17 protein-coding genes and 1 other RNA gene are annotated in these 23,645 nt (G+C 61.1%); 13 read left to right on the top strand and 5 right to left on the bottom strand.

Annotated features, from left to right (window positions below; all coding sequences use genetic code 11):
• Positions 1–2,403 carry a xanthine dehydrogenase molybdopterin binding subunit gene (gene xdhB / locus HX868_RS23550; protein WP_177004535.1) on the bottom strand — a complete coding sequence of 801 codons (2,403 nt, stop codon included), beginning with the start codon at positions 2,401–2,403 and terminating at the stop codon, positions 1–3.
• Positions 2,396–3,844: a xanthine dehydrogenase small subunit gene (gene xdhA, locus HX868_RS23545; protein ID WP_177004534.1), complete on the bottom strand. Its 1,449-nt coding sequence runs from the start codon at positions 3,842–3,844 to the stop codon at positions 2,396–2,398. Before xdhA ends, xdhB begins: the two co-directional genes overlap by 8 nt.
• A 280-nt stretch (positions 3,845–4,124) precedes the next feature.
• On the opposite strand from xdhA, the gene HX868_RS23540 reads away from it, so the two are divergent.
• The 10 genes from HX868_RS23540 (at position 4,125) to HX868_RS23495 (ending at position 17,928) form a co-directional block, all read left to right on the top strand.
• Positions 4,125–4,784 carry a GntR family transcriptional regulator gene (locus tag HX868_RS23540; protein WP_177004533.1) on the top strand — a complete coding sequence of 220 codons (660 nt, stop codon included), beginning with the start codon at positions 4,125–4,127 and terminating at the stop codon, positions 4,782–4,784.
• A 2-nt stretch (positions 4,785–4,786) separates the two neighbouring features.
• Positions 4,787–8,275 carry a chromosome segregation protein SMC gene (gene smc / locus HX868_RS23535; RefSeq protein WP_177004532.1) on the top strand — a complete coding sequence of 1,163 codons (3,489 nt, stop codon included), beginning with the start codon at positions 4,787–4,789 and terminating at the stop codon, positions 8,273–8,275.
• Between the two features lie 259 nt (positions 8,276–8,534).
• Positions 8,535–9,398, top strand: coding sequence for a cell division protein ZipA (gene zipA, locus HX868_RS23530; RefSeq protein ID WP_177004531.1), 864 nt, complete (start codon positions 8,535–8,537; stop codon positions 9,396–9,398).
• 88 nt (positions 9,399–9,486) lie between these two features.
• Positions 9,487–11,844 carry an NAD-dependent DNA ligase LigA gene (gene ligA / locus HX868_RS23525; protein ID WP_177004530.1) on the top strand — a complete coding sequence of 786 codons (2,358 nt, stop codon included), beginning with the start codon at positions 9,487–9,489 and terminating at the stop codon, positions 11,842–11,844.
• 258 nt (positions 11,845–12,102) lie between these two features.
• Positions 12,103–13,266, top strand: coding sequence for a zinc-binding metallopeptidase family protein (locus HX868_RS23520; protein WP_177004529.1), 1,164 nt, complete (start codon positions 12,103–12,105; stop codon positions 13,264–13,266).
• Between the two features lie 229 nt (positions 13,267–13,495).
• An RNA gene (gene ffs / locus HX868_RS23515) (signal recognition particle sRNA small type) lies at positions 13,496–13,592 on the top strand.
• Between the two features lie 126 nt (positions 13,593–13,718).
• Positions 13,719–14,150: a hypothetical protein gene (locus HX868_RS23510; protein ID WP_177004528.1), complete on the top strand. Its 432-nt coding sequence runs from the start codon at positions 13,719–13,721 to the stop codon at positions 14,148–14,150.
• 20 nt (positions 14,151–14,170) lie between these two features.
• A complete protein-coding gene (locus tag HX868_RS23505) occupies positions 14,171–16,132 on the top strand; it encodes an AAA family ATPase (protein ID WP_177004527.1) in 1,962 nt (653 codons plus the stop codon).
• A 157-nt stretch (positions 16,133–16,289) separates the two neighbouring features.
• Positions 16,290–17,336: an N-acetylmuramidase family protein gene (locus HX868_RS23500; RefSeq protein ID WP_177004526.1), complete on the top strand. Its 1,047-nt coding sequence runs from the start codon at positions 16,290–16,292 to the stop codon at positions 17,334–17,336.
• A gap of 1 nt (position 17,337) precedes the next feature.
• Complete coding sequence (locus tag HX868_RS23495; RefSeq protein ID WP_177004525.1) at positions 17,338–17,928, top strand: hypothetical protein; 591 nt, start codon at positions 17,338–17,340, stop codon at positions 17,926–17,928.
• Here the strand turns inward: HX868_RS23495 and HX868_RS23490 are convergent, their stop codons facing one another.
• Positions 17,929–18,792 (bottom strand): LysR family transcriptional regulator, encoded by an 864-nt coding sequence (locus HX868_RS23490; protein ID WP_177004524.1) that lies wholly within the window; start codon positions 18,790–18,792, stop codon positions 17,929–17,931.
• A 102-nt stretch (positions 18,793–18,894) separates the two neighbouring features.
• Between HX868_RS23490 and HX868_RS23485 the strand changes: the two genes are divergently transcribed.
• Positions 18,895–19,854 (top strand): DMT family transporter, encoded by a 960-nt coding sequence (locus HX868_RS23485; protein WP_177004523.1) that lies wholly within the window; start codon positions 18,895–18,897, stop codon positions 19,852–19,854.
• Here HX868_RS23485 and HX868_RS23480 read toward each other — a convergent pair.
• Both HX868_RS23480 and HX868_RS23475 read right to left on the bottom strand, forming a co-directional pair.
• Entirely contained in the window at positions 19,768–20,139 is a 372-nt protein-coding gene (locus HX868_RS23480) for a VOC family protein (RefSeq protein WP_177004522.1), read from the bottom strand. The two genes, HX868_RS23485 and HX868_RS23480, sit on opposite strands and share 87 nt — an antisense overlap.
• 55 nt (positions 20,140–20,194) lie before the next feature.
• Positions 20,195–20,944 (bottom strand): substrate-binding periplasmic protein, encoded by a 750-nt coding sequence (locus HX868_RS23475; RefSeq protein WP_177004521.1) that lies wholly within the window; start codon positions 20,942–20,944, stop codon positions 20,195–20,197.
• A gap of 133 nt (positions 20,945–21,077) precedes the next feature.
• Between HX868_RS23475 and dnaX the strand changes: the two genes are divergently transcribed.
• Positions 21,078–23,132 (top strand): DNA polymerase III subunit gamma/tau, encoded by a 2,055-nt coding sequence (gene dnaX, locus HX868_RS23470; RefSeq protein WP_177004520.1) that lies wholly within the window; start codon positions 21,078–21,080, stop codon positions 23,130–23,132.
• 44 nt (positions 23,133–23,176) lie between these two features.
• Positions 23,177–23,515 carry a YbaB/EbfC family nucleoid-associated protein gene (locus HX868_RS23465; RefSeq protein ID WP_003175481.1) on the top strand — a complete coding sequence of 113 codons (339 nt, stop codon included), beginning with the start codon at positions 23,177–23,179 and terminating at the stop codon, positions 23,513–23,515.
• The last annotated feature ends 130 nt before the right edge of the window (positions 23,516–23,645 follow it).

Below are 23,645 nucleotides of genomic sequence, written 5' to 3'. Positions count from 1 at the left end.
TCAGGCCGTCATCGCTGGCAAGCCAGCTCCTACAGGGGGTGGGGTTGTTTGCAACTGCCGCATTTGTTCGCAGCCCCACAACACCCGTTCCGGCGTGGCTGGCGCATCGATCTTGGGTTGATGGCGATAGTCACCCAGGCTCGCTACCGCGTCCTTGATCGCGCACCACGACGCAATGCCGAGCATGAACGGAGGCTCGCCCACCGCCTTGGAATGGAACACCGTGTCTTCCGGGTTCTTGCGGTTTTCCACCAGCTTCACCCGCAGGTCCAGCGGCATGTCGGCCACGGCCGGGATCTTGTAGCTGGCCGGGCCATTGGTCATCAGCTTGCCTTTGTTGTTCCACACCAGTTCTTCCATGGTCAGCCAACCCATGCCCTGGATGAACCCGCCTTCGACCTGGCCAATGTCGATGGCCGGGTTCAGCGAGGCGCCGACGTCGTGGAGGATGTCGGTGCGCAGCATCTTGTATTCGCCGGTCAGGGTGTCGACGATCACTTCGCAACAGGCCGCACCGAACGCGAAGTAGTAGAACGGCCGACCGCGCGACTGGCTGCGGTCATAGAAGATTTTCGGGGTCTTGTAGAAGCCGGTACTGGAGAGCGAAACCTGGGCGAAATACGCCTGTTGGATCAGCGCCTCGAAGGTGAGGATCTGGTCACGCACGCGCACATGGCCGTTGTGGAATTCCACATCCGCTTCGCTCACGTCGTATTTGCGTGCGGCGAATTCCACCAGGCGTTGCTTGATGGTTTCGGCGGCGTTTTGCGCGGCCTTGCCGTTCAGGTCGGCACCGCTGGAGGCCGCCGTTGGCGAGGTGTTGGGCACCTTGTCAGTGTTGGTAGCGGTGATCTGTACACGGTCGATGTCCACTTGGAACACTTCGGCCACTACCTGCGCGACCTTGGTGTTCAAACCCTGGCCCATCTCGGTGCCGCCATGGTTCAGGTGGATGCTGCCATCGGTGTAGATATGGATCAGCGCACCGGCCTGGTTGAGGAAGCTGGCGGTAAACGAAATGCCGAATTTCACCGGGGTCAGCGCCAGGCCTTTTTTCAGGATCGGGCTGTGGGCGTTGTACAGGCGGATCGCTTCGCGGCGCTCGGCGTATTGGCTGCTGGCTTCAAGCTCGGCGGTCATCTCTTCGAGCATGTTGTGCTCGACGGTCTGGTAGTAGTGGGTGACGTTGCGCTCGGTCTTGCCGTAGTAATTGACCTTGCGCACCGCCAGCGGATCGAGGGCCAGGTGGCGGGCGATGGCGTCCATCACTTCCTCGATGGCGACCATGCCTTGTGGCCCGCCGAAACCGCGATAAGCGGTATTGGAGGCGGTGTTGGTCTTGCAGCGATGGCCGTTGACCGTGGCGTCGCCCAGGTAATACGAGTTGTCGGAGTGGAACATCGCACGGTCGACAATCGAGTTGGACAGGTCCGGCGAACAGCCGCAGTTACCCGCCAATTCCAGGTTGATGCCGTGCAGGCGCCCCGTGTCGTCGAAGCCCACGTCGTATTCGATATAGAAGGGGTGACGCTTGCCGGTCATCAACATGTCTTCGACGCGCGGCAGGCGCATCTTGGTCGGCTGACCGGTGAGGCGTGCAACCACCGCGCACAGGCATGCGGGGCTTGCGGCCTGGGTTTCCTTGCCGCCGAAACCGCCGCCCATGCGGCGCATGTCCACGACGATCTTGTTCATCGACACGTCCAGCACTTCGGCCACCAGCTTCTGCACTTCGGTGGGGTTTTGCGTGGAGCAGTAGACGATCATGCCGCCGTCTTCGGTGGGCATTACCGAGGAAATCTGGGTTTCCAGGTAGAAGTGTTCCTGGCCGCCGATGTGCAGGGTGCCTTGGATACGGTTTTTCGCCGTAGCCAAGGCGCCGACTGAATCACCACGCTGATGGGTGTGGCTGTCGAGCACGAAGTGTTTGTTTCGGAAGGCCTCGACCACGTCCAGCACAGGCTCCAGGTCTTCATATTCGATCACCGCCGCCATCGCCGCCTTACGCGCGGTCTCCAGATCGCGCGCAGCCACGGCGAGCACGACCTGGCCCACGAACTGCACGGTGTCGATCGCCAGCAATGGATCGCCCGGCATCAATGGGCCGATGTCCTTCAGGCCCGGCACGTCTTCGTAGGTGATGACAATGCGCACACCTTCAAAGGCATAGCAGGGCGCGGTGTCGATGCTGATGATGCGGGCGTGGGCGCGGTCGGACATGCGCGCATACAGATGCAGCTGGTTAGGGAATTCCAGGCGATCATCGATGTACTGCGCTTCACCGGACACGTGCTTGGCGGCGCTGTCATGCTTGACGCTGCGACCGACCCCGGAGGTCAGGTCCTGGGCGAACAGCTCGGCGAGTTCGGCCTGGGTTTTAACGACGGCGTGATGGTTAGACATAAGCGGTCACCCGAGTCTCGATGTGCGGCGTTTGCAGCTCGATGAAGTATTTGCGCAGCAAATTCTGCGCGCTGAGCAGGCGGTATTCCTTGCTGGCGCGGAAGTCCGACAGCGGGGTGAAGTCTTGGGCCAGGGCGGCGCAGGCTTTCTCGACAGTGGCGGAGTTCCAGGTGGCGCCAACCAACGCGGCTTCGCAGCTCTTGGCGCGTTTTGGCGTGGCAGCCATGCCGCCGAACGCGACGCGGGCCTCGTTGATCACACCGTTTTCGATCTTCAGGTTGAACGCGGCGCAGACGGCGGAAATATCATCGTCCAGGCGCTTGGAGACTTTGTAGGCGCGGAACAGCGTGTGGCCTTTCGGCACGATGATCTTCTCGATGAACTCGCTGTCCTGGCGCGCGGTGACGCGGTAGTCGATGAAGTAATCTTCCAGCGCCAAGGTGCGGCGGGTTTCGCCTTTGCACAAGACGATCTGCGCGCCCAAGGCGATCAGCAGTGGCGGCGAATCACCGATTGGCGAGGCGTTGCCGATGTTGCCGCCCAGTGTGCCTTGGTTGCGGATCTGCAAGGAGGCGAAGCGGTGCAGCAGCTCGCCGAAGTCCGGGTACTCATGGTGCAGTACGGTGTAGCAGTCCGAGAGGGCGGTGGCGGCGCCGATTTCCAGGCGGTCGTCGAAGTCGTCGATGCGCTTCATTTCTTCGATGTTGCCGACGTAGATCATCACCGGCAGCGTGCGGTGGAACTGGGTGACTTCCAGCGCCAGGTCGGTGCCGCCCGCCAACAAGCGGGCTTGCGGGTAGGCGTCATAAAGGTCGGCCAGGTCGGCGACGGTCAGCGGCACCAGGCAGCGCTTGTCGCCGCTGTTGAGTTCACCGGTTTGCGTCGGCGCGATGGCTTTGAGGCGGGCAATGGTCTCGGCCTGCCGGCTGTCGAACTGATCCTGGGGTTTGTTGCAGCAGGCCTGTTCGGCGGCCGCAAGGATCGGGCGATACCCGGTGCAGCGGCACAGGTTGCCGGCCAGGGCTTCGTGGGCTTTTTGGCTGTCGGGCGCGTCGCTGTTCTTTTGCAGGGCGAACAACGACATCACGAAACCGGGGGTGCAAAAGCCGCATTGCGAGCCGTGGCACTCGACCATGGCTTGCTGGACGCTGTGCAGTTGGCCTTGGTGCTTGAGGTCTTCAACGCTGATCAGTTGCTTGCCGTGCAACGACGACACAAAGGTCAGGCACGAATTGAGGCTGCGATAACGGATCTGCTCGGCGCCTTGAGCATCCGTATGCAACTCACCGACCACCACGGTGCAGGCACCGCAATCGCCGCTGGCGCAGCCTTCCTTGGTGCCGGATTTGCCCAAATGCTCACGCAGATAGTTGAGCACCGTCAGGTTGGGGTCCAGGGCGTGCTCGCTACGGAGTTCCTGGTTAAGTAAAAACTGGATCACGGAAGGCCTCGCAGACTCATTATTGTTGTTAACCGCTTTGCGCCGAATCTAGTCATGTCTGACTTTTCGGTCAACGATTTTCTGACCAGAAGGTCAAGAAAATGCAGTCGCAACACTTTCAATTATGGTCCAGTCTTCTGGAACCGGCGTTTTTGGGGGCTTGTGGGTGTTCATCATTGCTTATTCCGTGCCAAATTCTGAAAGGTGGGCGTAGCGCCATCAGCCAGCCAATGCGCTACACTGCCGCGCTTGTACCGATAGAAGATTTTGAAGGGAAAACATGACGTTCAAGGCGCCGGACAGTCTCGCCGAGCAAATTGCTCACCACCTCGCCGAACGCATCATTCGCGGCGATCTCAAGCCTGGGGAGCGGATCCAGGAGCAAAAGGTCACGCTGGCACTCAATGTCAGCCGTGGTTCCGTGCGCGAAGCCTTGCTGATCCTCGAACGCCGTCACTTGATCGCGATCCTGCCGCGCCGTGGCGCCCACGTCACCGAACTCACGGCGCACAAGGTGCAGAGCCTGTGCACCTTGATGGGCGAGCTGTACATCCTGCTCGGCAACGCGGTTGCCCAAGGCTGGCAGACCCAGGCCGACATGGCGCCGTTCGTGCAGATCCAGCAGCGCCTGATCGCCAGCTTCGAGCGCCAGGACATCCGCGCCTTCGTCGAAGAAAGCTTCAATGTGATGCGCGCCGCGTACCCCTTCGCCAACAACCCGTATCTGCAGGAAACCGTCGAGAACCTGCAGCCGGCGATGAACCGCGCCTATTACCTGGCGCTGGATCAACGCAAGGCGTCCATGAGCGAGTACCTGGCGCTGTTCGAGCAACTGCTCGCCGCCGTACTGGCCCGTGACCTGCCGCAGATCCGCCAAGTGCTGTCGGCCTACGGCGAGCGCAGTTGCTCGCTGGTCATCGCTGCGTTGGCGGACGCCTAAACGTGCGGCTCAAGTGCATCAAGCTGGCGGGGTTCAAATCCTTCGTCGACCCGACCACGGTGAACTTCCCCAGTAACATGGCGGCAGTGGTCGGGCCCAATGGTTGCGGCAAGTCGAACATCATCGACGCCGTCCGTTGGGTGATGGGCGAGAGCTCGGCCAAGAACCTGCGTGGCGAGTCGATGACCGACGTCATCTTCAACGGCTCCACCAGCCGCAAGCCGGTGAGCCAGGCCAGCATCGAACTGGTGTTCGATAACTCCGACGGCACCTTGATCGGCGAGTACGCGGCCTACGCCGAAATCTCCATTCGCCGCAAAGTGACCCGCGACAGCCAGAACAGCTATTTCCTCAACGGCACCAAGTGTCGCCGTCGGGACATCACCGATATCTTCCTCGGCACCGGCCTGGGCCCGCGCAGCTACTCGATCATTGAGCAGGGCATGATCTCCAAGCTGATCGAAGCCAAGCCCGAAGACCTGCGTAACTTCATCGAGGAAGCGGCCGGCATCTCCAAGTACAAGGAGCGCCGCCGCGAGACCGAAAACCGCATTCGCCGCACCCACGAGAACCTCGCCCGCCTGACTGACCTGCGCGAAGAGCTGGAGCGTCAGCTGGAGCGCCTGCACCGCCAGGCCCAGGCCGCCGAGAAGTATCAGGAATACAAGGGCGAAGAACGCCAGCTCAAGGCGCAACTCTCGGCCCTGCGCTGGCAGGCGCTGAATGATCAGGTCGGCCAGCGCGAAGCGATCATCGGCACCCAGGAAATTAGCTTTGAGGCCCTGGTAGCCGAGCAGCGCAACGCCGACGCCAGCATCGAGCGCCTGCGTGACGGTCACCATGACCTGTCCGAACGCTTCAATCTGGTGCAGGGCCGCTTCTATTCGGTGGGCGGCGACATTGCCCGCGTCGAGCAGAGCATCCAGCACGGCCAGCAGCGCCTGCGCCAATTACAGGATGACTTGAAGGAAGCCGAACGCGCACGCCTGGAGACCGAATCGCACCTGGGCCACGACCGCACCTTGCTGCTGACCCTCGGCGAAGAGCTGGACATGCTCACCCCGGAGCAGGAAATCACCAGCGCCGCCGCCGAAGAAGCCGCCGCCGCCCTGGAAGAGTCCGAAACCACCATGCACGGCTGGCAGGAGCAGTGGGACACCTTCAACCTGCAATCCGCCGAGCCACGCCGCCAGGCCGAGGTGCAGCAGTCGCGCATCCAGCAGTTGGAAACCAGTATGGAGCGCTTGGCCGAGCGCCAGCGTCGTCTGCAGGAAGAGCGCGTGTTGCTCGCCGCCGACCCGGAAGACGCGGCGATCATGGAGCTGAGCGAGCAACTGGCCGAAAGCGAAATGACGCTGGAAGAGCTGGAAGCCAGTGAAGAGCAACAAGTGGAGCGCCTGGAGCAATTGCGTCAGCAGCTGCAACAGGCGACCCAGGCGCAGCAGCAGGCCCAGGGTGATTTGCAGCGGCTCAATGGTCGGCTTGCTTCCCTGGAAGCTTTGCAACAAGCCGCGTTGGATCCGGGCACCGGTACGGCGGAATGGCTGCGTGATCAGCATCTGGCCGAGCGCCCGCGATTGGCCGAAGGCTTGAAAGTGGAGGCAGGTTGGGAGTTGGCGGTTGAAACGGTCCTCGGTGCCGACCTTCAAGCCGTGCTGGTGGATGATTTTGGCGGTTTCGATCTGGCCGGTTTTGCCCAAGGCGATTTGCGTCTGCTCAGCCCGGCCGCCGACGGCACGCGGGTGCCGGGCAGTTTGCTGGACAAGGTTGAAGCGGCGATTGATCTGTCGCCGTGGCTGGGCCAGGTCAAGCCGGTTGAATCCCTTGAGCAGGCTCTGGCCCAACGCGGCCAACTTGCGGCCGGTGAAAGCCTGATCAGCCGCGACGGCTACTGGGTCGGCCGCCACTTCCTGCGCGTACGTCGCGCCAGTGAAGCCGAAAGTGGCGTATTGGCCCGTGGCCAGGAAATCGTCAACCTGATCGCCGAACGCGAAGAGCGCGAAGCCACCCTGGAAAGCCTGGAAACCGAACTGCAAACCCTGCGCGCCACTCAGCGCCAGCAAGAGACCGGCCGCGAACACCTGCGCCGCCTGTTGCAGGACGAAGCGCGCCAGCAAGGTGAATTGAAAGCCCAACTCTCCGCGAGCAAAGCCAAGGTCGAGCAACTGACCCTGCGCCGCACCCGCCTCGACGAAGAAGTCGCCGAGATGGGCGAACAGCGCGCTCTGGAACACGAACAGATCGGCGAAGCCCGCCTGCAGTTGCAAGAAGCCCTCGACAGCATGGCGTTGGACACCGAGCAGCGCGAACTGCTGCTGGCCCAGCGCGACAGCCTGCGCGAACGCCTCGACCGCGTGCGCCAGGAGGCTCGTCAGCACAAGGACCATGCCCACCAATTGGCGGTGCGCCTGGGTTCGCTCAAGGCCCAGCACGCGTCCACGGCCCAGGCCCTTGAACGCCTGGAGATGCAGTCCGAGCGCCTCACCGAAAAGCGCGAACAACTGAGCCTCAACCTGGAAGAGGGCGAAGCGCCGCTGGAAGAGTTGCGCCTCAAGCTCGAAGAGTTACTCGACAAGCGCATGACCGTCGACGAGGAACTCAAGACCGCGCAGATCGCCCTGGAAGACGCCGACCGCGAACTGCGCGACGCCGAAAAACGTCGGACCCAGGCCGAGCAGCAATCCCAGTTGATCCGTGGCCAGCTCGAACAACAGCGCATGGAATGGCAAGCCCTGACCGTACGCCGCAAGACCCTGCAAGACCAGTTGCTGGAAGACGGCTACGACTTGCACGGCGTGCTCAATACCCTGACCGCCCAGGCCAACGAGAAAGAAGCCGAAGAAGAACTTGAGCGGATTGCTGCGCGTATTCAACGCCTCGGCGCGATCAACTTGGCGGCCATCGACGAGTATCAGCAACAGTCCGAGCGTAAACGTTATCTGGATGCCCAGGACGCCGACCTGGTCGAGGCCCTGGACACCCTGGAAAACGTGATCCGCAAGATCGACAAGGAAACCCGTAACCGCTTCAAAGATACCTTTGATCAGATTAATGGCGGTTTACAGGCCTTATTCCCAAAAGTTTTCGGCGGTGGCAGCGCTTACTTGGAACTGACGGGCGAAGATCTACTCGATACAGGGGTGACGATCATGGCGCGGCCTCCGGGCAAGAAGAACAGCACCATCCATTTGTTGTCCGGCGGCGAAAAAGCCCTGACCGCATTGGCCCTGGTATTTGCCATCTTCAAGTTGAACCCGGCGCCGTTCTGCATGCTCGACGAAGTTGACGCCCCGCTGGATGACGCTAACGTTGGACGGTACGCACGGTTGGTTAAAGAGATGTCCCAGACTGTGCAGTTCATCTATATCACCCACAACAAGATCGCCATGGAGATGGCGGATCAATTGATGGGTGTGACGATGCACGAACCGGGCTGTTCGCGTTTGGTCGCGGTGGATGTGGAAGAAGCGATGGCGATGGTGGAGTCTTGATCCATGCCGGGACAGAATTTTTATAGCGCGCGGTAAGACGCTTTACCGGTCTGGCGAAAGTGGCAAATGGACATATTTGTTCAAGGCATTTTGACAGACGGTGTAAAGTTATCTTTGGTCGTGCTAGTTTAATGTCAAATTTTCGTATGCGTGGGCAAAACGTCAGTCAGAACATAGAGTTGGCGCCACGTTTTAAAGCGGTTTGCACGTTGCTAAACCCCTTATTTTTCAGCATTTTTTATTAGAGGCACGGGATTACATGGAAATCGGTCTGCGCGAGTGGCTGATCGTCATCGGCATTATTGTCATTGCCGGTATTCTTTTTGATGGCTGGCGCCGCATGCGCGGTGGCAAGGGCAAGCTTAAATTCCGTCTGGACCGCAACCTGTCCAACTTGCCTGACGACGACGGCGCCGCCGAGCTGCTGGGGCCGCCCCGTGTGCTGGATACCCATAAAGAACCGCAACTGGACGAGCACGACTTGCCGTCGATGAGCGCGCCGGTGCGTGAAGCCCGCGAGCCGTCTTCCAAACGTGGCAAGCGCGCCGCGCCGGTGGTGGCAGAGTCGCGCCAGGCCGACCTGGACCTGGACGTCGATGACGGCCCGAGCTTCAGCAGCCGCGACGATGATTTCCCGGATGAAAACGCTGGCAAGAATGCCCCGCGCCAATCCGTGAACGACCAGCCTGCCGCCGAAGAAGTGCTGGTGATCAGCGTGATCTGCCGCGATGCAGCCGGCTTCAAGGGCCCGGCTTTGTTGCAAAATATTCTGGAAAGCGGCCTGCGTTTCGGCGAGATGGATATCTTCCACCGCCATGAAAGCATGGCCGGTAACGGCGAAGTGCTGTTCTCCATGGCCAACGCGGTCAAGCCGGGCACCTTCGATCTGGACGATATCGACCTGTTCAGCACCCCGGCGGTGAGCTTCTTCCTTGGCCTGCCAGGCCCGCGTCACCCGAAACAGGCGTTCGACGTGATGGTCGCCGCAGCCCGCAAGCTGTCCCAGGAACTGAACGGTGAACTCAAGGACGACCAACGCAGCGTCCTGACTGCCCAGACCATCGAGCATTACCGTCAGCGCATCGTCGAGTTCGAGCGTCGCGCCCTGACACAAAAACGCTGAGGATTGCTCCTCGGCGTTGTCGGATAGAATAAGCGCACTAACATATTGAGCAGCTTCGGCTGCTCTTTTGCTTTCTGAGAGAACACCCATGACCGCCGCCCACACCCGCATCCTCGAACTGCGCGCTGAACTGGATCAGCACAACTACCGTTACCACGTCCTCGACGAGCCGAGCATTCCGGACGCCGAGTACGACCGGCTGTTCCATGAGCTCAAGGCCCTGGAGGCCGAGCACCCGGACCTGGTCACGCGCGACTCCCCGACGCAGCGGGTCGGCAGTGCGGCGTTGTCGGCGTTCACTCAGGTCAAGCATGAGATCCCCATGCTCAGCCTCGGCAACGCGTTTGATGAAACCACCATGCTGGAATTCGATCGCCGGGTCACCGAAGGCCTCGACCTGCCGGCCGGCGATCTGTTTGGCGGTGGCGCGGTGGTGGAATACAGTTGCGAACCGAAGCTGGATGGCCTGGCGGTCAGTCTGCTGTATCAGGACGGCGAACTGGTACGCGGCGCCACCCGTGGCGACGGCACCACCGGTGAAGACATCAGCGTCAACGTGCGCACCGTGCGCAATATCCCGTTGAAACTGCACGGCAGCGGCTGGCCGGCGACCCTGGAAGTGCGTGGCGAAGTGTTCATGTCCAAGGCCGGTTTCGAGCGGCTCAACGCCTCGCAACTGGAAGTCGGCGGCAAGACTTTCGCCAACCCGCGCAATGCCGCTGCCGGCAGCCTGCGTCAGTTGGATTCGAAGATCACCGCCAGCCGACCCTTGGAATTCTGCTGCTACGGCGTGACCACTGATATCAGCGACACCCACATCGGCAACCTGCAACAGTTGCAGAAATGGGGCATGCCCATCAGTCACGAACTGAAGCTGGCCAAAGGCATCCAGGATTGCCTGGACTACTACCGCGATATCGGCGAGCGGCGCAACAGCCTGCCGTATGAGATCGACGGCGTGGTGTTCAAGGTCAACAGCATCGCCTCGCAGCGTGAACTGGGTTTCCGTGCCCGCGAACCGCGCTGGGCCATCGCCCACAAATTCCCTGCCTTGGAAGAGCTGACTGAATTGCTCGACGTGGAATTCCAGGTCGGGCGTACCGGCGCCGTCACGCCGGTGGCGCGCCTTAAACCGGTCAAGGTCGCGGGTGTTACCGTGTCCAACGCCACCTTGCACAACATGGATGAAGTGGCGCGCCTGGGCGTGATGATCGGCGATACCGTGATTATCCGCCGCGCTGGGGATGTGATCCCACAAGTAGTTTCGGTGGTGCTTGAGCGCCGCCCGGAAAATGCCCGTGCGGTGCCGATCCCCGAGAGCTGCCCGGTGTGTGGTTCCCACGTGGAGCGCACGCAACTGGTCAAGCGCAGCAAGGGCAAGGAAACCGTCAGCGAAGGCGCGGTGTACCGGTGCGTCGGGCGTCTGGCTTGTGGCGCGCAGCTCAAGCAGGCGATCATCCATTTCGTCTCGCGCCGCGCCATGGACATTGATGGCCTGGGCGACAAGACAATCGAGCAACTGGTGGATGAAAAGCTCATCGGCTCACCGGCCGACCTCTACAAACTCAAGTACGAACAGATCATCGACCTGGAAGGCTTTGCCGACATTTCCAGCAAGAAACTGATCACCGCGATCGAAAACAGCAAATCCCCGACCCTGGCGCGCTTTATCTACGCCCTGGGCATTCCCGATGTGGGCGAGGAGACCGCCAAGGTGCTGGCACGCTCCCTGGCCTCCCTGGAGCGCGTGCAGAAGGCCTTGCCGGAAGTGTTGACGTACTTGCCGGACGTGGGCCTGGAAGTGGCGCATGAGATTCATAGTTTCTTTGAAGACAGCCATAACCAGGACGTGATCGGCGCGCTGCTGTCGCCGCAGGAGTGCGGCCTGCAACTGCAGGAGCAGGGCGACCTGAGTGCTGAATTCGCCGCCAGCACCACCCTGGGCGGGTTGCTCGACAAGCTGCACGTACCGAGCGTCGGCCCGGGCGCTGCGCAGAAGCTGGCAGACAAGTTCGTCACCCTCGAAGGCGTGATCAAGGCCGACTGGCTGGACATGCGCCAGGCCCTGCCCGAGAAACAAGCCAAGGCCGTGCGCGAGTTCTTCGACAATGCCGACAACGCCAACCGCGCCCTGGCCATCGAGCAGCAGCTCAAGGACTTCGGCATGCATTGGGACAGCGAGAAGAAGGTCGTCGAAGGCTTGCCCGAAGCCGGCCACACCTGGGTGCTCACCGGTTCCCTGGAACTGATGAGCCGCGACGTGGCCAAGGAGAAGCTGGAAAGCCTCGGCGCCAAGGTGGCGGGTTCCGTGTCGGCGAAAACCCACTGTGTGGTGGCGGGGCCGGGCGCCGGTTCCAAGCTGGCCAAGGCCAGCGAGCTGGGCCTGAAAGTGCTGGACGAAGAGGCTTTCGTCGCCTTCCTCGCCAAGCACAACATCACCGTCTGATTTGGACGCTGTGGCGAGCGGACTTGTTGTGGCGAGCAGACTTTCTGTGGCGAGCGGGCTTGTCCCGCGTTGGGCTGCGAAGCAGCACTAAATCCAGGCACTTCGGTCTATCTGAACCACCTCGTCGTCATTATTGGGGCCGCTTCGCAGCCCAACGCGGGACAAGCCCGCTCGCCACAACAAACCCGCTCATACAACAATGTGGAACGATCCAGAAGAACAAATGATCTAGTCTCAGTCACCCAGGGAGAGATCGCCATGTTCCGCTACTTCGAGCAACTCAGTTCGCGCATTGCAGCACCCTTCGTAGCCGGCAGCTCCCGCGACAGCAAAGTGTGGCAGTGCCGTTGTGGCCAATCGTTGTTCTTTCGCAACAGCCAGTGCCTGGCCTGCCAGGCCCTGCTGGGCTATCAACCCCAACAAAGTCGGCTCGCCTCCCTGCAACCCGGCCCGGTCGAAGGCACCTGGCTTCAGGACGGCAACCTCGACGCCGGCGCTTTCCGCCGTTGTGCCAACCTCGACACGCCGGCCGCCTGCAACTGGCTGATTCCGGCGCACAGCACCGCGCCGCTGTGCGTGGCGTGCAGCCTGAACCGCACCATTCCTGACTTGTCGATCCCGGAAAACCACGAGCGCTGGCGCAAAGTCGAAACCGCTAAGCGTCGCCTCGTCGCGCAACTCATCAGCCTGGGCTTGCAGGTGGTGCCCAAAAGCGTCGACGAAGACACCGGCCTGGCCTTCGACTTTGTCGGCATCGATCTGGAAGGCAACGCGCCAATGACCGGCCATGCCAACGGCCTGATCACCCTGGACATCAAGGAAGCCGACGACGCCCACCGCGAAAAAGTCCGCGTACAAATGCGCGAACCTTATCGCACCCTGCTTGGGCACTTTCGCCATGAAGTCGGCCATTACTATTGGGACCGGCTGATCGCCAATACCCATTGGCTTGAACCGTTTCGCCACCTGTTCGGCGACGAACGCGCCAGTTATGCCGACGCTCTCGACCAGCACTACCAGAACGGCCCACGCCCGGACTGGCAGCAAACCTGCGTCAGTGCCTACGCCACCATGCACCCTTGGGAAGACTGGGCCGAAACCTGGGCGCACTACCTGCACATGATGGACGCCGTCGACACCGCCCTCGGCTTTGGCATGAGCGCCCGCGAGATGGACCTGGATTACCAGCCATTCCCGCTCACCACCCTCTACGACCCCGAACACCCCGGCGGCGTGGCGTTCTTGTCGTTCGTCAACGCCTGGATCGAGCTGGCCGGCATGCTCAATGAACTGTCGCGCAGCATGGGCCAGCCGGATTTCTATCCCTTCGTGCTGCCACCGGCGGTGATTGCCAAATTGCACTTCATCCACCTGGTGATTCAGGAAGAAGGTGGCCGAGCAGACGAAGCCGTTCTTTTGTAGGAGCGAGCTTGCTCGCGAAGAACGTCAACGATGACGCAGTGTTCCTGGTTTATCGAGACGCTCTCAAGTTTTTCGCGAGCAAGCTCGCTCCTACAGAGAATTATGTGAATCCACCAGTCAAGTGCTTGAACCATCGAATATTTTTAATCCGCCCCCAACGGTTGTAACTTCCGATGAGATCGGTACAATGGCCCCGCTTGCCGAGAGGCAGGCGTCGTTATGGTGACCCCATCGGTCCCCCCGCAACGATTACCCGTGAACCTGGTCAGAGCCGGAAGGCAGCAGCCACAGCGGGAACATTGTGTGCCGGGGTGTGGCTGGTGGGGTTGCCTCCATAACGCTCTTCCTTGCAACACCTCCTCAAAATCAATTCAAAAAATGCTTTCAAGCCATCTGCCATCGGGCAGTCCATGGCGGCATACTCCAGTGCCTGGCATCCGGAGACAATACACGTGGAAAAAGTCGACGACCTCACGCGCGAAAAGCTGCGGGAGTGGCAGATGCGGCGCCTGGAGATCAAGGACCGCATTCAATCCCATCCTGAACAGACCCTGGAATTGTCGCGGGTGCTGGACCTTATGGACGACGAGCACGCGGAAATCCTCAGCCAGGCGGAAATGATCCGGACGGGGGAGGTGGCCAATGAGCCCGCACCGCCCGCCGATCCAGCGCCGCCGCCTCTTACGGGCGCCTATACGCTGCAATTGAATGTAGCCGCACAGAGTGCCGAAGACCTGCGCCGGCTGCTGGATATGGCGGTCTTCGAACTCCAGCAGCAGGTCAGCGCGATGGCCGCTACGGCTGACGCAGGCCCTCATTGCGGCGGTATGTCGGGGTCCCTGGGGGAGTATCGGTTTGAACTGGGCGGTCAGGGCAATGCCTGATTCCCTGGCGGCGAGGCACTATGCAACCGGAACACTTTGACTTATCCAGCCCGGTCTTCCTGCCTGTCACGGAGGAAACCTGCACGGCCCTGCTCGGCGTGGACGGCGCCAAGGCCCTGGTCGGTCTGACAGATCCGGAGCTGGCCGCGGTGCTGGTTATCCAGAACCTGGCCCAGGCGGCGGAAAAGGACCTGACCTGCGCGGGTGCCGAGCGCATCTTGGCCAAGTTGCTCGATTGGGCGGTGGAAACCCAGGCAGAGGGCGCCGCCACGTTGTTGCCCGAAGCCCAGCGGCTGTTCGATCCACGCAAGTTGTACTTCGGCTTCAACGCCCTTAAAACCGTCAATCTGCGCCTGCTCTCGGCTGAAGAAGTCGCGGCGCGGGATTACCTGCTGCCTACGGGTAAATGGGATATCGGCTACAAGGTCCGCCATTTGCGCAGCAACGATCCATTCAGCCAGCAGATGGTCACGCCCCGGCACCGCGAGCGCTGGCTCAGCCCGGCGCAGGACAAGCTGGTGCGGACCTTCCGCGCCAACCTGAACGAAGACCTGCATGTCCAGGGCTACGCCGGCATCGGCAAGAGCCACCTGCTTGGCGCCTTGATGGAGTGCCTGCGGCCGGCCCAGACCTTGATACTGGCACGCACTGGAGCAAAGCTCGCGACCCTGCGTGAACGCATGGGGCTGGCCAAGGACAGTAAGACCGGTTCGACCTTTGCCGCCTTCGCCAAGGCGCTGTTGCAGGGGCAGCGCCCCTCCGCGCAGGCCACGCCAACTCGGTTGCCCGGCAAACACGAAGTCTCCCAGACCCTGAATATCCATGGCTGGCGCGGACACGATGGCGCGGCCACGCTCGATATCTGCCTGAAGGTGCTCGACAGCTACTGCCACTCCAACCATCACAGTCTGTCGGCCAGGCATTTGCCGCATTTCAAACAGCCTCTGTCCAGCGTGGATGCCCAGGCGTTGCTGGAGTACTCCAGCCGGTTGTGGACGTACGTTCAAGCCAACCCGCAGTGGGCCGGTCAGACGGCCTTCGCAGCCCTGTTGCTGATCAAGCGCGCGAGCCTCGATGGATGCGTGGTGCCGCCGCGCTACACCCATGTGCTGATCGATGAAAGCCAGGACATTCCGCCTTCGTTGTTGCAGATTATCGAGCGTGGCCGTCAGGTGCTGATCACCCTTGGCGATGAATACCAATTGGCCAGCGGTGTAATGGTCAGGCGCAAGCGCGAAGTCCGGCACACCGACATCAATTACTCCGTGCGCTCGGGCCGCAACGTCGAGCGCCTGGTCAACCCGCTGATCAGCGTGCACTCGCAGAAGGGCAAGACACCCTTCGAAGGCGCGCGGGATGCCGACGTCGGCATTGAGCATTACCCTCAGGGTTTCGTGCCGCCCGAAGGCTGCGTGGTGTTGACCGCGTCCCCTTGGGACACCATGAAATGGGCCATCCAGTTGCAACAGGCTAACTGCCCATTTGGCTTCTTCGACAGTGCCGCGCAGCAGGATCTGCAGCGCTTCATGATCAGCGTCATCGCGCTGTTCAAGCCGGAGTTCTACAGCAACGAGCACAACGACAACGGCCCCCATGCTTACTTCAGCGACATGGACGACTGGCAACAGGTGCGCGATGCCAGCCAGTACGACGAGTCGTTCCTGTGGGTCGAGAGCGAGTTGGAAAAAGGCTTCAACGTCGCTGATATCACGCGTTTGAACCGCCTCAGCGGTGTCCCCGGCAAACGCTGCCTGCTGATGTTGGCGGAGGAGGCCGGCGGCATGGAGTTCGACCGGGTGCTGCTGACGCCCGAACTGCTGACCAACGTGAAGTTCAAGGATGCCTACGCGTTCGACCAGCGACTGTGCGCGGTGTACATCGCCATTTCCCGGGCGCGGATGCAGCTTTACCTGCCTTACGACGTGGTTGAGTGGATTGATTTCCACACGTATCAGAAAACCCGTGAATTCCACGGTTACTGATTTATTTAATTCGCCTGTTTCACAACTTTCAGCGGTCGCCCTGGACAACCTAAAACCACCTTGTTAGTTTCCGCCAGCCACTTGTTTCAGAGTATGACAAGGGCGTGGAGTTGATATTGAAGTGCTATCACTTCTTTAACTAACAAGGATGTCTGTGATGAAAAGCCTGCAAGGGTTGCCGCGTCTTATCAGTGCTTCGGTAGGCGCGCCCGGTAAAGCCCGCAACGTGCCTTCCGATGTGCAGTGCATCCAATATTTATTCAATCTGATCATTCCTAAACTGGGCTTCCCACTGGCCGAAAACGGCAAGTGCGACGGTCAGTTGGTGCAGTGCATCAGCCAGTATCAGTTCCGTCATCTCAAATACGCGCACCCCGATGGTGTGATCGACCCGACCGGTAAAACCTTCAACAGCCTGATCGAAGAGGCGGTGAAGGTACCGGTGAAGGCCTTTCCGAGCATGCGTATTCCAAGCTTTCTGAATGCATTCGGTAACAACCAGGGTGACGCGGTGCAAGCCACCGTCAACGTGTACCTGGACCGTATGCGGGCAATGATCGAGGCTGAGCGGCGCAATCGCCAATTGATGCTGCAGGCCACGTGCGATGGCGGCATGACGCTCACCGATACGGATTTTCAGAATGCCGCCAAGCAGTTGGGCAACGGCATTTCGGTGAATGTCATCAGGGCCTTCGCCACGGTGGAGTCCGGTGGTCGCTCGGGTTTCGGGCCGGCCAAGTTGCCGATCATTGCGTTTGAAGGGCACCAATTTCGCAAGTACACCAAGCATATCTACGACCAGGCGCATCCGCTGCTTTCGTACATCTATGTGAGAAAGGCCGGGCCGCAGTGGCAGGTCAATAACAAGGATCAGGTCAAGGCCTGGGAAACCATGGCCACTGCATTCGCCCTGGACCAGGAAGCGGCGTTGATGTCGGCGTCGTGGGGCATGTTTCAGACCATGGGCTTCAACTACGCCTCATGCGGTTACAAAACGGTGTTTGAGTTTGCCGCGGCATTAAAAGTGAATGTCGGTAATCAACTGAAGGCGTTTCTCGCGTTTTGCGCTAACAGCCCGACGTTGATGACGGCCATGAAAGCCAAGGATTTCACTTCGATGGCCCGTAACTATAACGGCAAGGACTACGGCAACTATGACGTCCTGATGAAAGAAGCCTACGAGAAACTTGAAGGAAAAAAATAAGATGATCCGTTTTCTAGCAGTGGGTGTGTTGTCGTTGTGCGCCGTTTTCCCCGCATTTGCCGGTTCGCCTGCGTTGCATTCCGGAAAATACGAAGGGCTGATGCTGGCGGTGACGCCTGAGCATCAGGTGGAAGGCTATTACGCGGAAGAGATGGGCGAGGGCGTTACTCGCAGTTGCACGTTCTACCTGCAAGGCAAGCCCTCAGCGCTGACCACCTGGAACGACACTGCCTACCCCGGCAGCGTGGCGCCCTCTTCGGACGGCGTGACCCTGACCGTGGAACAGGGTCGCCAGCATCCCGGTTGCTTGAGTGTTCTGATGCCAGAGATCGCCACCGGCCTGGACCTGACCCAGACCGCCAACAAAAAGTGGATCGGCCTGGTGCAGGTATCCGCTGCCAAGGCTTACCTGTTGAAAACCCCAAGTGCCAAGGCCGCCAAGCGCCCCTACATCGTCAAGAATGACGTGGTCGGTGTGCTGGCCTTCAAGGATGGCTGGGCCCAGGTCGAGTTCATCAATGCCGATGACCGCTCGTTTATCGGGTGGATCAGCCAGGATCAGTACAGCCGTTTGTCAGCCCCAAAAAGCTGATCAGCCAAAGGTTTCACGCAACAACCCGGCAAACGCATCCCGCGCCAGATGCCGCTGGGCGTCCTTGTGCCAGAACAGCAGGTTGTCCACCGCCTGCAGTTCTTCGAACCGGTACGACGCCAACTGATTGGCCTGCTCATAGCGGGCCAGGATGCCTTCCGGCGCCAGCGCCACGCCAATCCCGGCACTCACGCAACCAATGATCGTGCCCCAACTGGCATAGCTGGCGATGGTCGGCTTGAAGGCATGGGGCTTGACCCAGTTCTCCAGCGCTGCCCGATAGGGGCAGCCGGGGGGCCACACCAGCAGAGTACGGCCGGCCAGGTCTTCAGCGCTGCGGATCGGTTCGCTGGAGGCGCTGGCGATCAGCACCAGGCGCTCGCTGTAGACCACGCTGTGTTCGAGCTTTGCGCGTTTGTTGCCGGCGGCCACCAGCGCGACATCCAGGCGATGGTGTTGCAGGTCATCGAGCAACTCGCCCCAGGCGCCGGTCACCAGTTCCAGGCTGACATCCGGGTAGCGTCGGTGATATTCCGCCAGCAGCGGCGGCAGACGGCCACTGGCGCTGGACTCCACCGCGCCGATGCGCAAGGTGCCGCGGGGAATGGCGTTGGCGTCCACGGCGCGTTTGGATTCGTCCACCAGGGCCAGGATACGTTCGCAGTATTCGAGGAAAATCTCCCCCGCCGCGCTGATCGTCAGCCCACGCCCGGCGCGGATGAACAGCGGCGTGCCCAACTCGCTTTCCAGTTGCTTGATGCGCGTGGTGATGTTGGACGGCACGCAATGCAGTTGCACGGCGGCCTGGGCCACGCTGCCGGTTTGCGCCACGGCTCGCACCATTTTCAGTTGGGCCAGTTCCATTGCTCAGTTCCAGTGATTTCAGAAGTCAGAAACGGTTAATTGTCCTACGCCTTGTGCGGGCCAAGACTGACGGCATTCCTTCTCAGTTTTCGGATGCCGTCGATGAACACCCCGTCACCCCTGAAGCTTACGCTAGTCATCGCCAGCGTCATCCTCTGTTGGGCCTATTCGCCGATTGGCGTGCACATGGGGCTGCACAGCTACAGCCCTGGCCAACTGGCGTTGCTGCGGTTCTTGATCGCCTCGGTGTTCATGGCCGGTGTGGCGCTGGTGATGGGCATTGGTCGGCCACGTATGCGGGATCTGCCGTGGCTGCTGGTGTTGAGTTTTTTCGGGGTGTTCCTGCATCACACCAGCCTGAATCACGGACAGCAATTCGTGACGGCGGCGGCGTCCAGCGTGCTTGCGCAATCGGCGCCATTGTTCAGCGTATTGATCGCGTTTTTCTGCTTGAAGGAACGGGTCAGCCTCTGGCGCTGGAGCTGTGTGTTGCTCGGCCTGCTGGGTGTGCTGGTGGTGATCTGGGGTGATCATAGCGTGGGCGATATCGACCCGCGCGGCCTGTTGATTCTGCTCGCGGCCGTGTCGTGGAGCCTGTACTTCGCCATCCAGAAACACTACGCCCATCGCTATAGCCCGCTGACGATGGCGTGCTACATGGTGTGGGCGGGCACCTTGATGCTCTGCGTGAATCTACCGGGCCTGCCCGCTGCCGTGATGCAGGCGCCATTGCCGGAAAACCTCGCGGTGCTGGTGCTCGGGATCTTCCCCAGTGCCCTGGCGTACCTGGCCTGGGGTTATGTGTTGAAACATGTCGAGGTCAGCCGTGCCTCAGTGGCGATGTACCTGATCCCGCCCGTGGCCATGACGATGGCGGCGACGCTGCTGGGTGAGCACATCGCCCTGCAAGTGGTGCTGGGCGGTGTGATCGTGTTGGCCAGCGTGGCTGCCATCAGCCTGGAAGGGCGCTGGCGGTCAGTCGCTCAGGCAAAACGCGCGCAGGCGGTGGCCGTCGAGGTCCTCGGCGACGAAGGTGTAGCCGAAATCCAGGGTGGTCGGTGACTGAATGATCGTCGCGCCGCGCTCTACCCACAGGTCGTGCAGGGCATCCACGGCGGCCTTGTCGGCCAGGGACAACCCCACTTCACCGCCACCGCCCGTGAGCTGCGCTGCCGGTTGCACGGTATGGCGTGACCACAGTCCCAGCTTCACGCCATTGTCGAGAATGAACAGGGCGAACGTCGGGTTGAGTTCCACCGGCGGCTTGTCCAGCAGGCGGCTATAGAAGTTGGCGCTGGTGGCCGGGCTGTCGACGTAGAGCAAAAAGTAATGGGCGATGGTGTGCATGCGGGCTCCTTGGAAGCGCGTGTGGTGAGGGAGCCGAGTCTATAAGGCGGTGCTGTCAGTTCCTGTCAGGAGTCTCACCGGTGTAGAGCTGGATGATCTGGTCGATCTCGCCCGACATCTTCATCCGCAACAAGGTGCGCAGGATCAACTGCACCGGCAGTTTCGGGTCATTGCGTACGGTGCAGCCCAGGTTCTGTTCATCGATCACCGCCACCTTGTGCAGGCGTTTGCCCACCGGCATGCGCTGATTGAAGCGATCGAGTATCCATTCATTGATCACCGCGAACTTGAAACGCCCGGCCACCAGTTTGTGCAGCACCTGCTCTTCGCTGCGCGCGTCGTCGCGGCTGAGCTGGCCGCTGGCAAACAGCGGGTCCAAGGTGGTGTAGCGGTAATTGAGCACGGTGCCGATGGCTTGTGGCGCGAGCGTGTCGATGTGTATGGGCTGCGGGGGGATGTGGGTGCTGACCAACAGGTTGCGCTGCACCATCAGTGGCACGCTCCAGGTGTAGTCGCCGGACTGGTCGTCGACCCAGGCCTGGGTGACATAACAGCGCACATCGATATCACCGTGTTCCATGGCGCTGGAGATGCGCGCCCGGGCCAGTACATGGAATTGCGCAGGGTGGCCGACCTGGGTGGCCAGGCTTAACATCACGTCATACAAAATGCCCTGGGTAGGCCGGCCGTCCTCCAGTTGGACCATGGGCATCGCCCAACTGTCGGAAACCGAGAAGCGCAGCGGTGCGGGCGCTGCAAGGCTGGTCGTGGCAATCATCCATAAAACGCCCAGGACTGCGCGCATAAGCTCTCCGGGTTCAGGCCTTTTCGGGGCCAGTCACATGAGCTTAGTCAGATTAGGCAAGCGTGCCGGATGCAATTTCCCCCTTGCTCCGCTAGCATTACCGGCTTCTGTTTCCCAGTTGCGACGGTTTTCGATGAGTTATCAGGTTCTTGCACGTAAATGGCGTCCGCGCTCGTTCCGCGAAATGGTCGGCCAGACCCATGTGCTCAAGGCTCTGATCAATGCCTTGGATAGCCAGCGGCTGCACCACGCCTACCTGTTCACCGGTACGCGGGGGGTGGGCAAGACCACCATTGCGCGCATCATCGCCAAATGCCTGAACTGTGAAACTGGTATCACTTCCACGCCCTGTGGCACCTGCTCGGTGTGCAAAGAGATCGACGAAGGGCGCTTTGTCGACCTGATCGAGATCGACGCCGCGAGCCGTACCAAGGTCGAAGACACCCGCGAGCTGCTCGACAACGTGCAGTACGCGCCGAGCCGTGGCCGCTTCAAGGTCTACCTGATCGACGAAGTGCACATGCTCTCCAGCCATTCCTTCAACGCCCTGTTGAAAACCCTGGAAGAGCCGCCTCCCTACGTCAAATTCATCCTGGCCACCACCGACCCGCAGAAACTTCCTGCAACGATTCTGTCGCGGTGCTTGCAGTTCTCCCTGAAAAACATGACCCCTGAGCGGGTGGTTGAGCATTTGACCCACGTGCTGGGTGTCGAGAACGTACCGTTCGAAGACGACGCGCTGTGGCTGCTCGGCCGCGCTGCCGATGGCTCGATGCGTGATGCCATGAGCCTCACCGACCAGGCCATCGCCTTTGGCGAAGGCAAGGTCATGGCCGCCGACGTGCGCGCCATGCTTGGCACCCTCGACCACGGCCAGGTATTCGACGTGCTGCATGCGCTGATCGAAGGCGACGCCAAGGCGTTGCTCGAAGCCGTGCGTCACCTGTCGGAGCAAGGCCCGGACTGGAATGGCGTGCTCTCGGAAATCCTCAATGTGTTGCACCGCGTTGCCATCGCCCAGGCCCTGCCTGAGGGTGTCGACAACGGCCATGGCGACCGCGACCGTGTGTTGGCCCTGGCCCAGGCGTTGCCGGCCGAAGATGTGCAGTTCTACTACCAGATGGGCCTGATCGGCCGCCGCGACCTGCCCCTGGCCCCCGACCCGCGTGGTGGCTTTGAAATGGTGCTGCTGCGGATGCTGGCGTTCCGGCCCGCCGATTCGGCCGATGCGCCGAGACAGCCGCTAAAGCCAGTGGGGATCAGCCAGGCCACAGTTGATTCCGCCAAACCAGTGGCTGGCGCAGCGGTTGTCGCGCCAGTGGTTGCTGCGCCTGCGCCGGCCGCTCCGGTGCCCGAGCCTGAGCCTGTGGTCGCTGCGCCGGTGCCCGAGCCGGAACCCATTGTCGAACCTGAACCGGTCGTAGACCTGCCTTGGAATGACCCGGTAGACGCTGAAGTCGAAGTCGAGCAAGCGCCCGCCGTGGAGCCCGTGCTGGAAACCACCGCCGAGCAGCCCGAGCTGACCCCGATGCCCACGCCGACCCCGGACAGTGTGGTGCCGGACGCGCCTGAATGGGTGTCCGCGCCGGTTCCCGAGCCGACTGTGGCCCAGGTGGAAGCCGCCACGCCGGGCATCGACCTCGACGACGAGCCGCCGTTGGACGAGGACTACATTGAACCAGACACGGATTCGGCTTACAGCTACCTGGACGACCTGGCCAGCGAACACACCGCCGAGCCGGCCCCTGAACCCGAGGCGGAACCCGCTGCCGCGCCGGCCACTGGCCTGGCCTTGCAATGGCTGGAATTGTTTCCGAAGCTGCCGATTTCCGGCATGACCGGTAGCATCGCCGCCAACTGCACCCTGATTTCCATTGACGGCGATCACTGGTTGTTGCACCTGGACCCGGCCCACAGCGCCCTGTTCAACGCAACCCAGCAACGTCGTCTGAATGACGCACTCAACCAGTACCATGAGCGTACGCTGACCATTACCATCGAGCTGATCAAGCCGGAGCAGGAAACCCCGGCCCAGGCCGCGACCCGCCGGCGTATCAACCGCCAGCGTGAGGCCGAGGACTCGATCCACGGTGATCCGCTCATCCAGCAAATGATGCAACAGTTCGGTGCGGTCGTCCGTCACGATACTATTGAACCTGTCGAAGCCCCGGTGCCCCAGGCGTCCTGACACCGGGCTACTAACTTGATCCACGTACTTTTGAGGTGATTCCCATGATGAAAGGTGGCATGGCCGGCCTGATGAAGCAGGCGCAGCAGATGCAGGAAAAGATGGCCAAGATGCAGGAAGAACTGGCCAACGCCGAAGTCACCGGTAAAGCCGGTGGCGATATGGTCAGCGTGGTGATGACCGGTCGTCACGACATCAAGCGCGTGAGCATCGACCCAAGCGTGCTGCCAGGCGTTGGTGAAGATGACCTGGAAATGCTCGAAGCCTTGTTCGCCGCGGCCGTCAACGACGCCGTGCGCAAGATCGAAGCCAACAGCCAGGAAAAAATGGGTGGCGTGACCGCTGGTATGCAATTGCCACCGGGCATGAAGCTGCCGTTCTGATCCGGTAGTTTTGGCTAGACTCCAATGCCAGGCCTTGTGCCTGGCATTTTTGTTTGTGCCAAATCTGATCGAACCCTGGCACGGCACGCATGGTCTGCACCCTATACCGATGGATTCGATAAAGGAGCCC

Source organism: Pseudomonas reactans, from assembly GCF_013385825.1.
Taxonomy (GTDB): domain Bacteria; phylum Pseudomonadota; class Gammaproteobacteria; order Pseudomonadales; family Pseudomonadaceae; genus Aquipseudomonas; species Aquipseudomonas reactans.
This window is presented reverse-complemented; position numbering and strand designations above follow the sequence as displayed.

Bases quoted from the DNA above. Each gene is read 5' to 3' on its own strand.
- xdhB (WP_177004535.1), bottom strand. From the start codon at position 2,403: ATGTCTAACCATCACGCCGTCGTTAAAACCCAGGCCGAACTCGCCGAG.
- HX868_RS23540 (WP_177004533.1), top strand. From the start codon at position 4,125: ATGACGTTCAAGGCGCCGGACAGTCTCGCCGAGCAAATTGCTCACCAC.
- zipA (WP_177004531.1), top strand. From the start codon at position 8,535: ATGGAAATCGGTCTGCGCGAGTGGCTGATCGTCATCGGCATTATTGTC.
- ligA (WP_177004530.1), top strand. From the start codon at position 9,487: ATGACCGCCGCCCACACCCGCATCCTCGAACTGCGCGCTGAACTGGAT.
- HX868_RS23520 (WP_177004529.1), top strand. From the start codon at position 12,103: ATGTTCCGCTACTTCGAGCAACTCAGTTCGCGCATTGCAGCACCCTTC.
- HX868_RS23505 (WP_177004527.1), top strand. From the start codon at position 14,171: ATGCAACCGGAACACTTTGACTTATCCAGCCCGGTCTTCCTGCCTGTC.
- HX868_RS23500 (WP_177004526.1), top strand. From the start codon at position 16,290: ATGAAAAGCCTGCAAGGGTTGCCGCGTCTTATCAGTGCTTCGGTAGGC.
- HX868_RS23495 (WP_177004525.1), top strand. From the start codon at position 17,338: ATGATCCGTTTTCTAGCAGTGGGTGTGTTGTCGTTGTGCGCCGTTTTC.
- HX868_RS23490 (WP_177004524.1), bottom strand. From the start codon at position 18,792: ATGGAACTGGCCCAACTGAAAATGGTGCGAGCCGTGGCGCAAACCGGC.
- HX868_RS23485 (WP_177004523.1), top strand. From the start codon at position 18,895: ATGAACACCCCGTCACCCCTGAAGCTTACGCTAGTCATCGCCAGCGTC.
- HX868_RS23480 (WP_177004522.1), bottom strand. From the start codon at position 20,139: ATGCACACCATCGCCCATTACTTTTTGCTCTACGTCGACAGCCCGGCC.
- HX868_RS23475 (WP_177004521.1), bottom strand. From the start codon at position 20,944: ATGCGCGCAGTCCTGGGCGTTTTATGGATGATTGCCACGACCAGCCTT.
- dnaX (WP_177004520.1), top strand. From the start codon at position 21,078: ATGAGTTATCAGGTTCTTGCACGTAAATGGCGTCCGCGCTCGTTCCGC.
- HX868_RS23465 (WP_003175481.1), top strand. From the start codon at position 23,177: ATGATGAAAGGTGGCATGGCCGGCCTGATGAAGCAGGCGCAGCAGATG.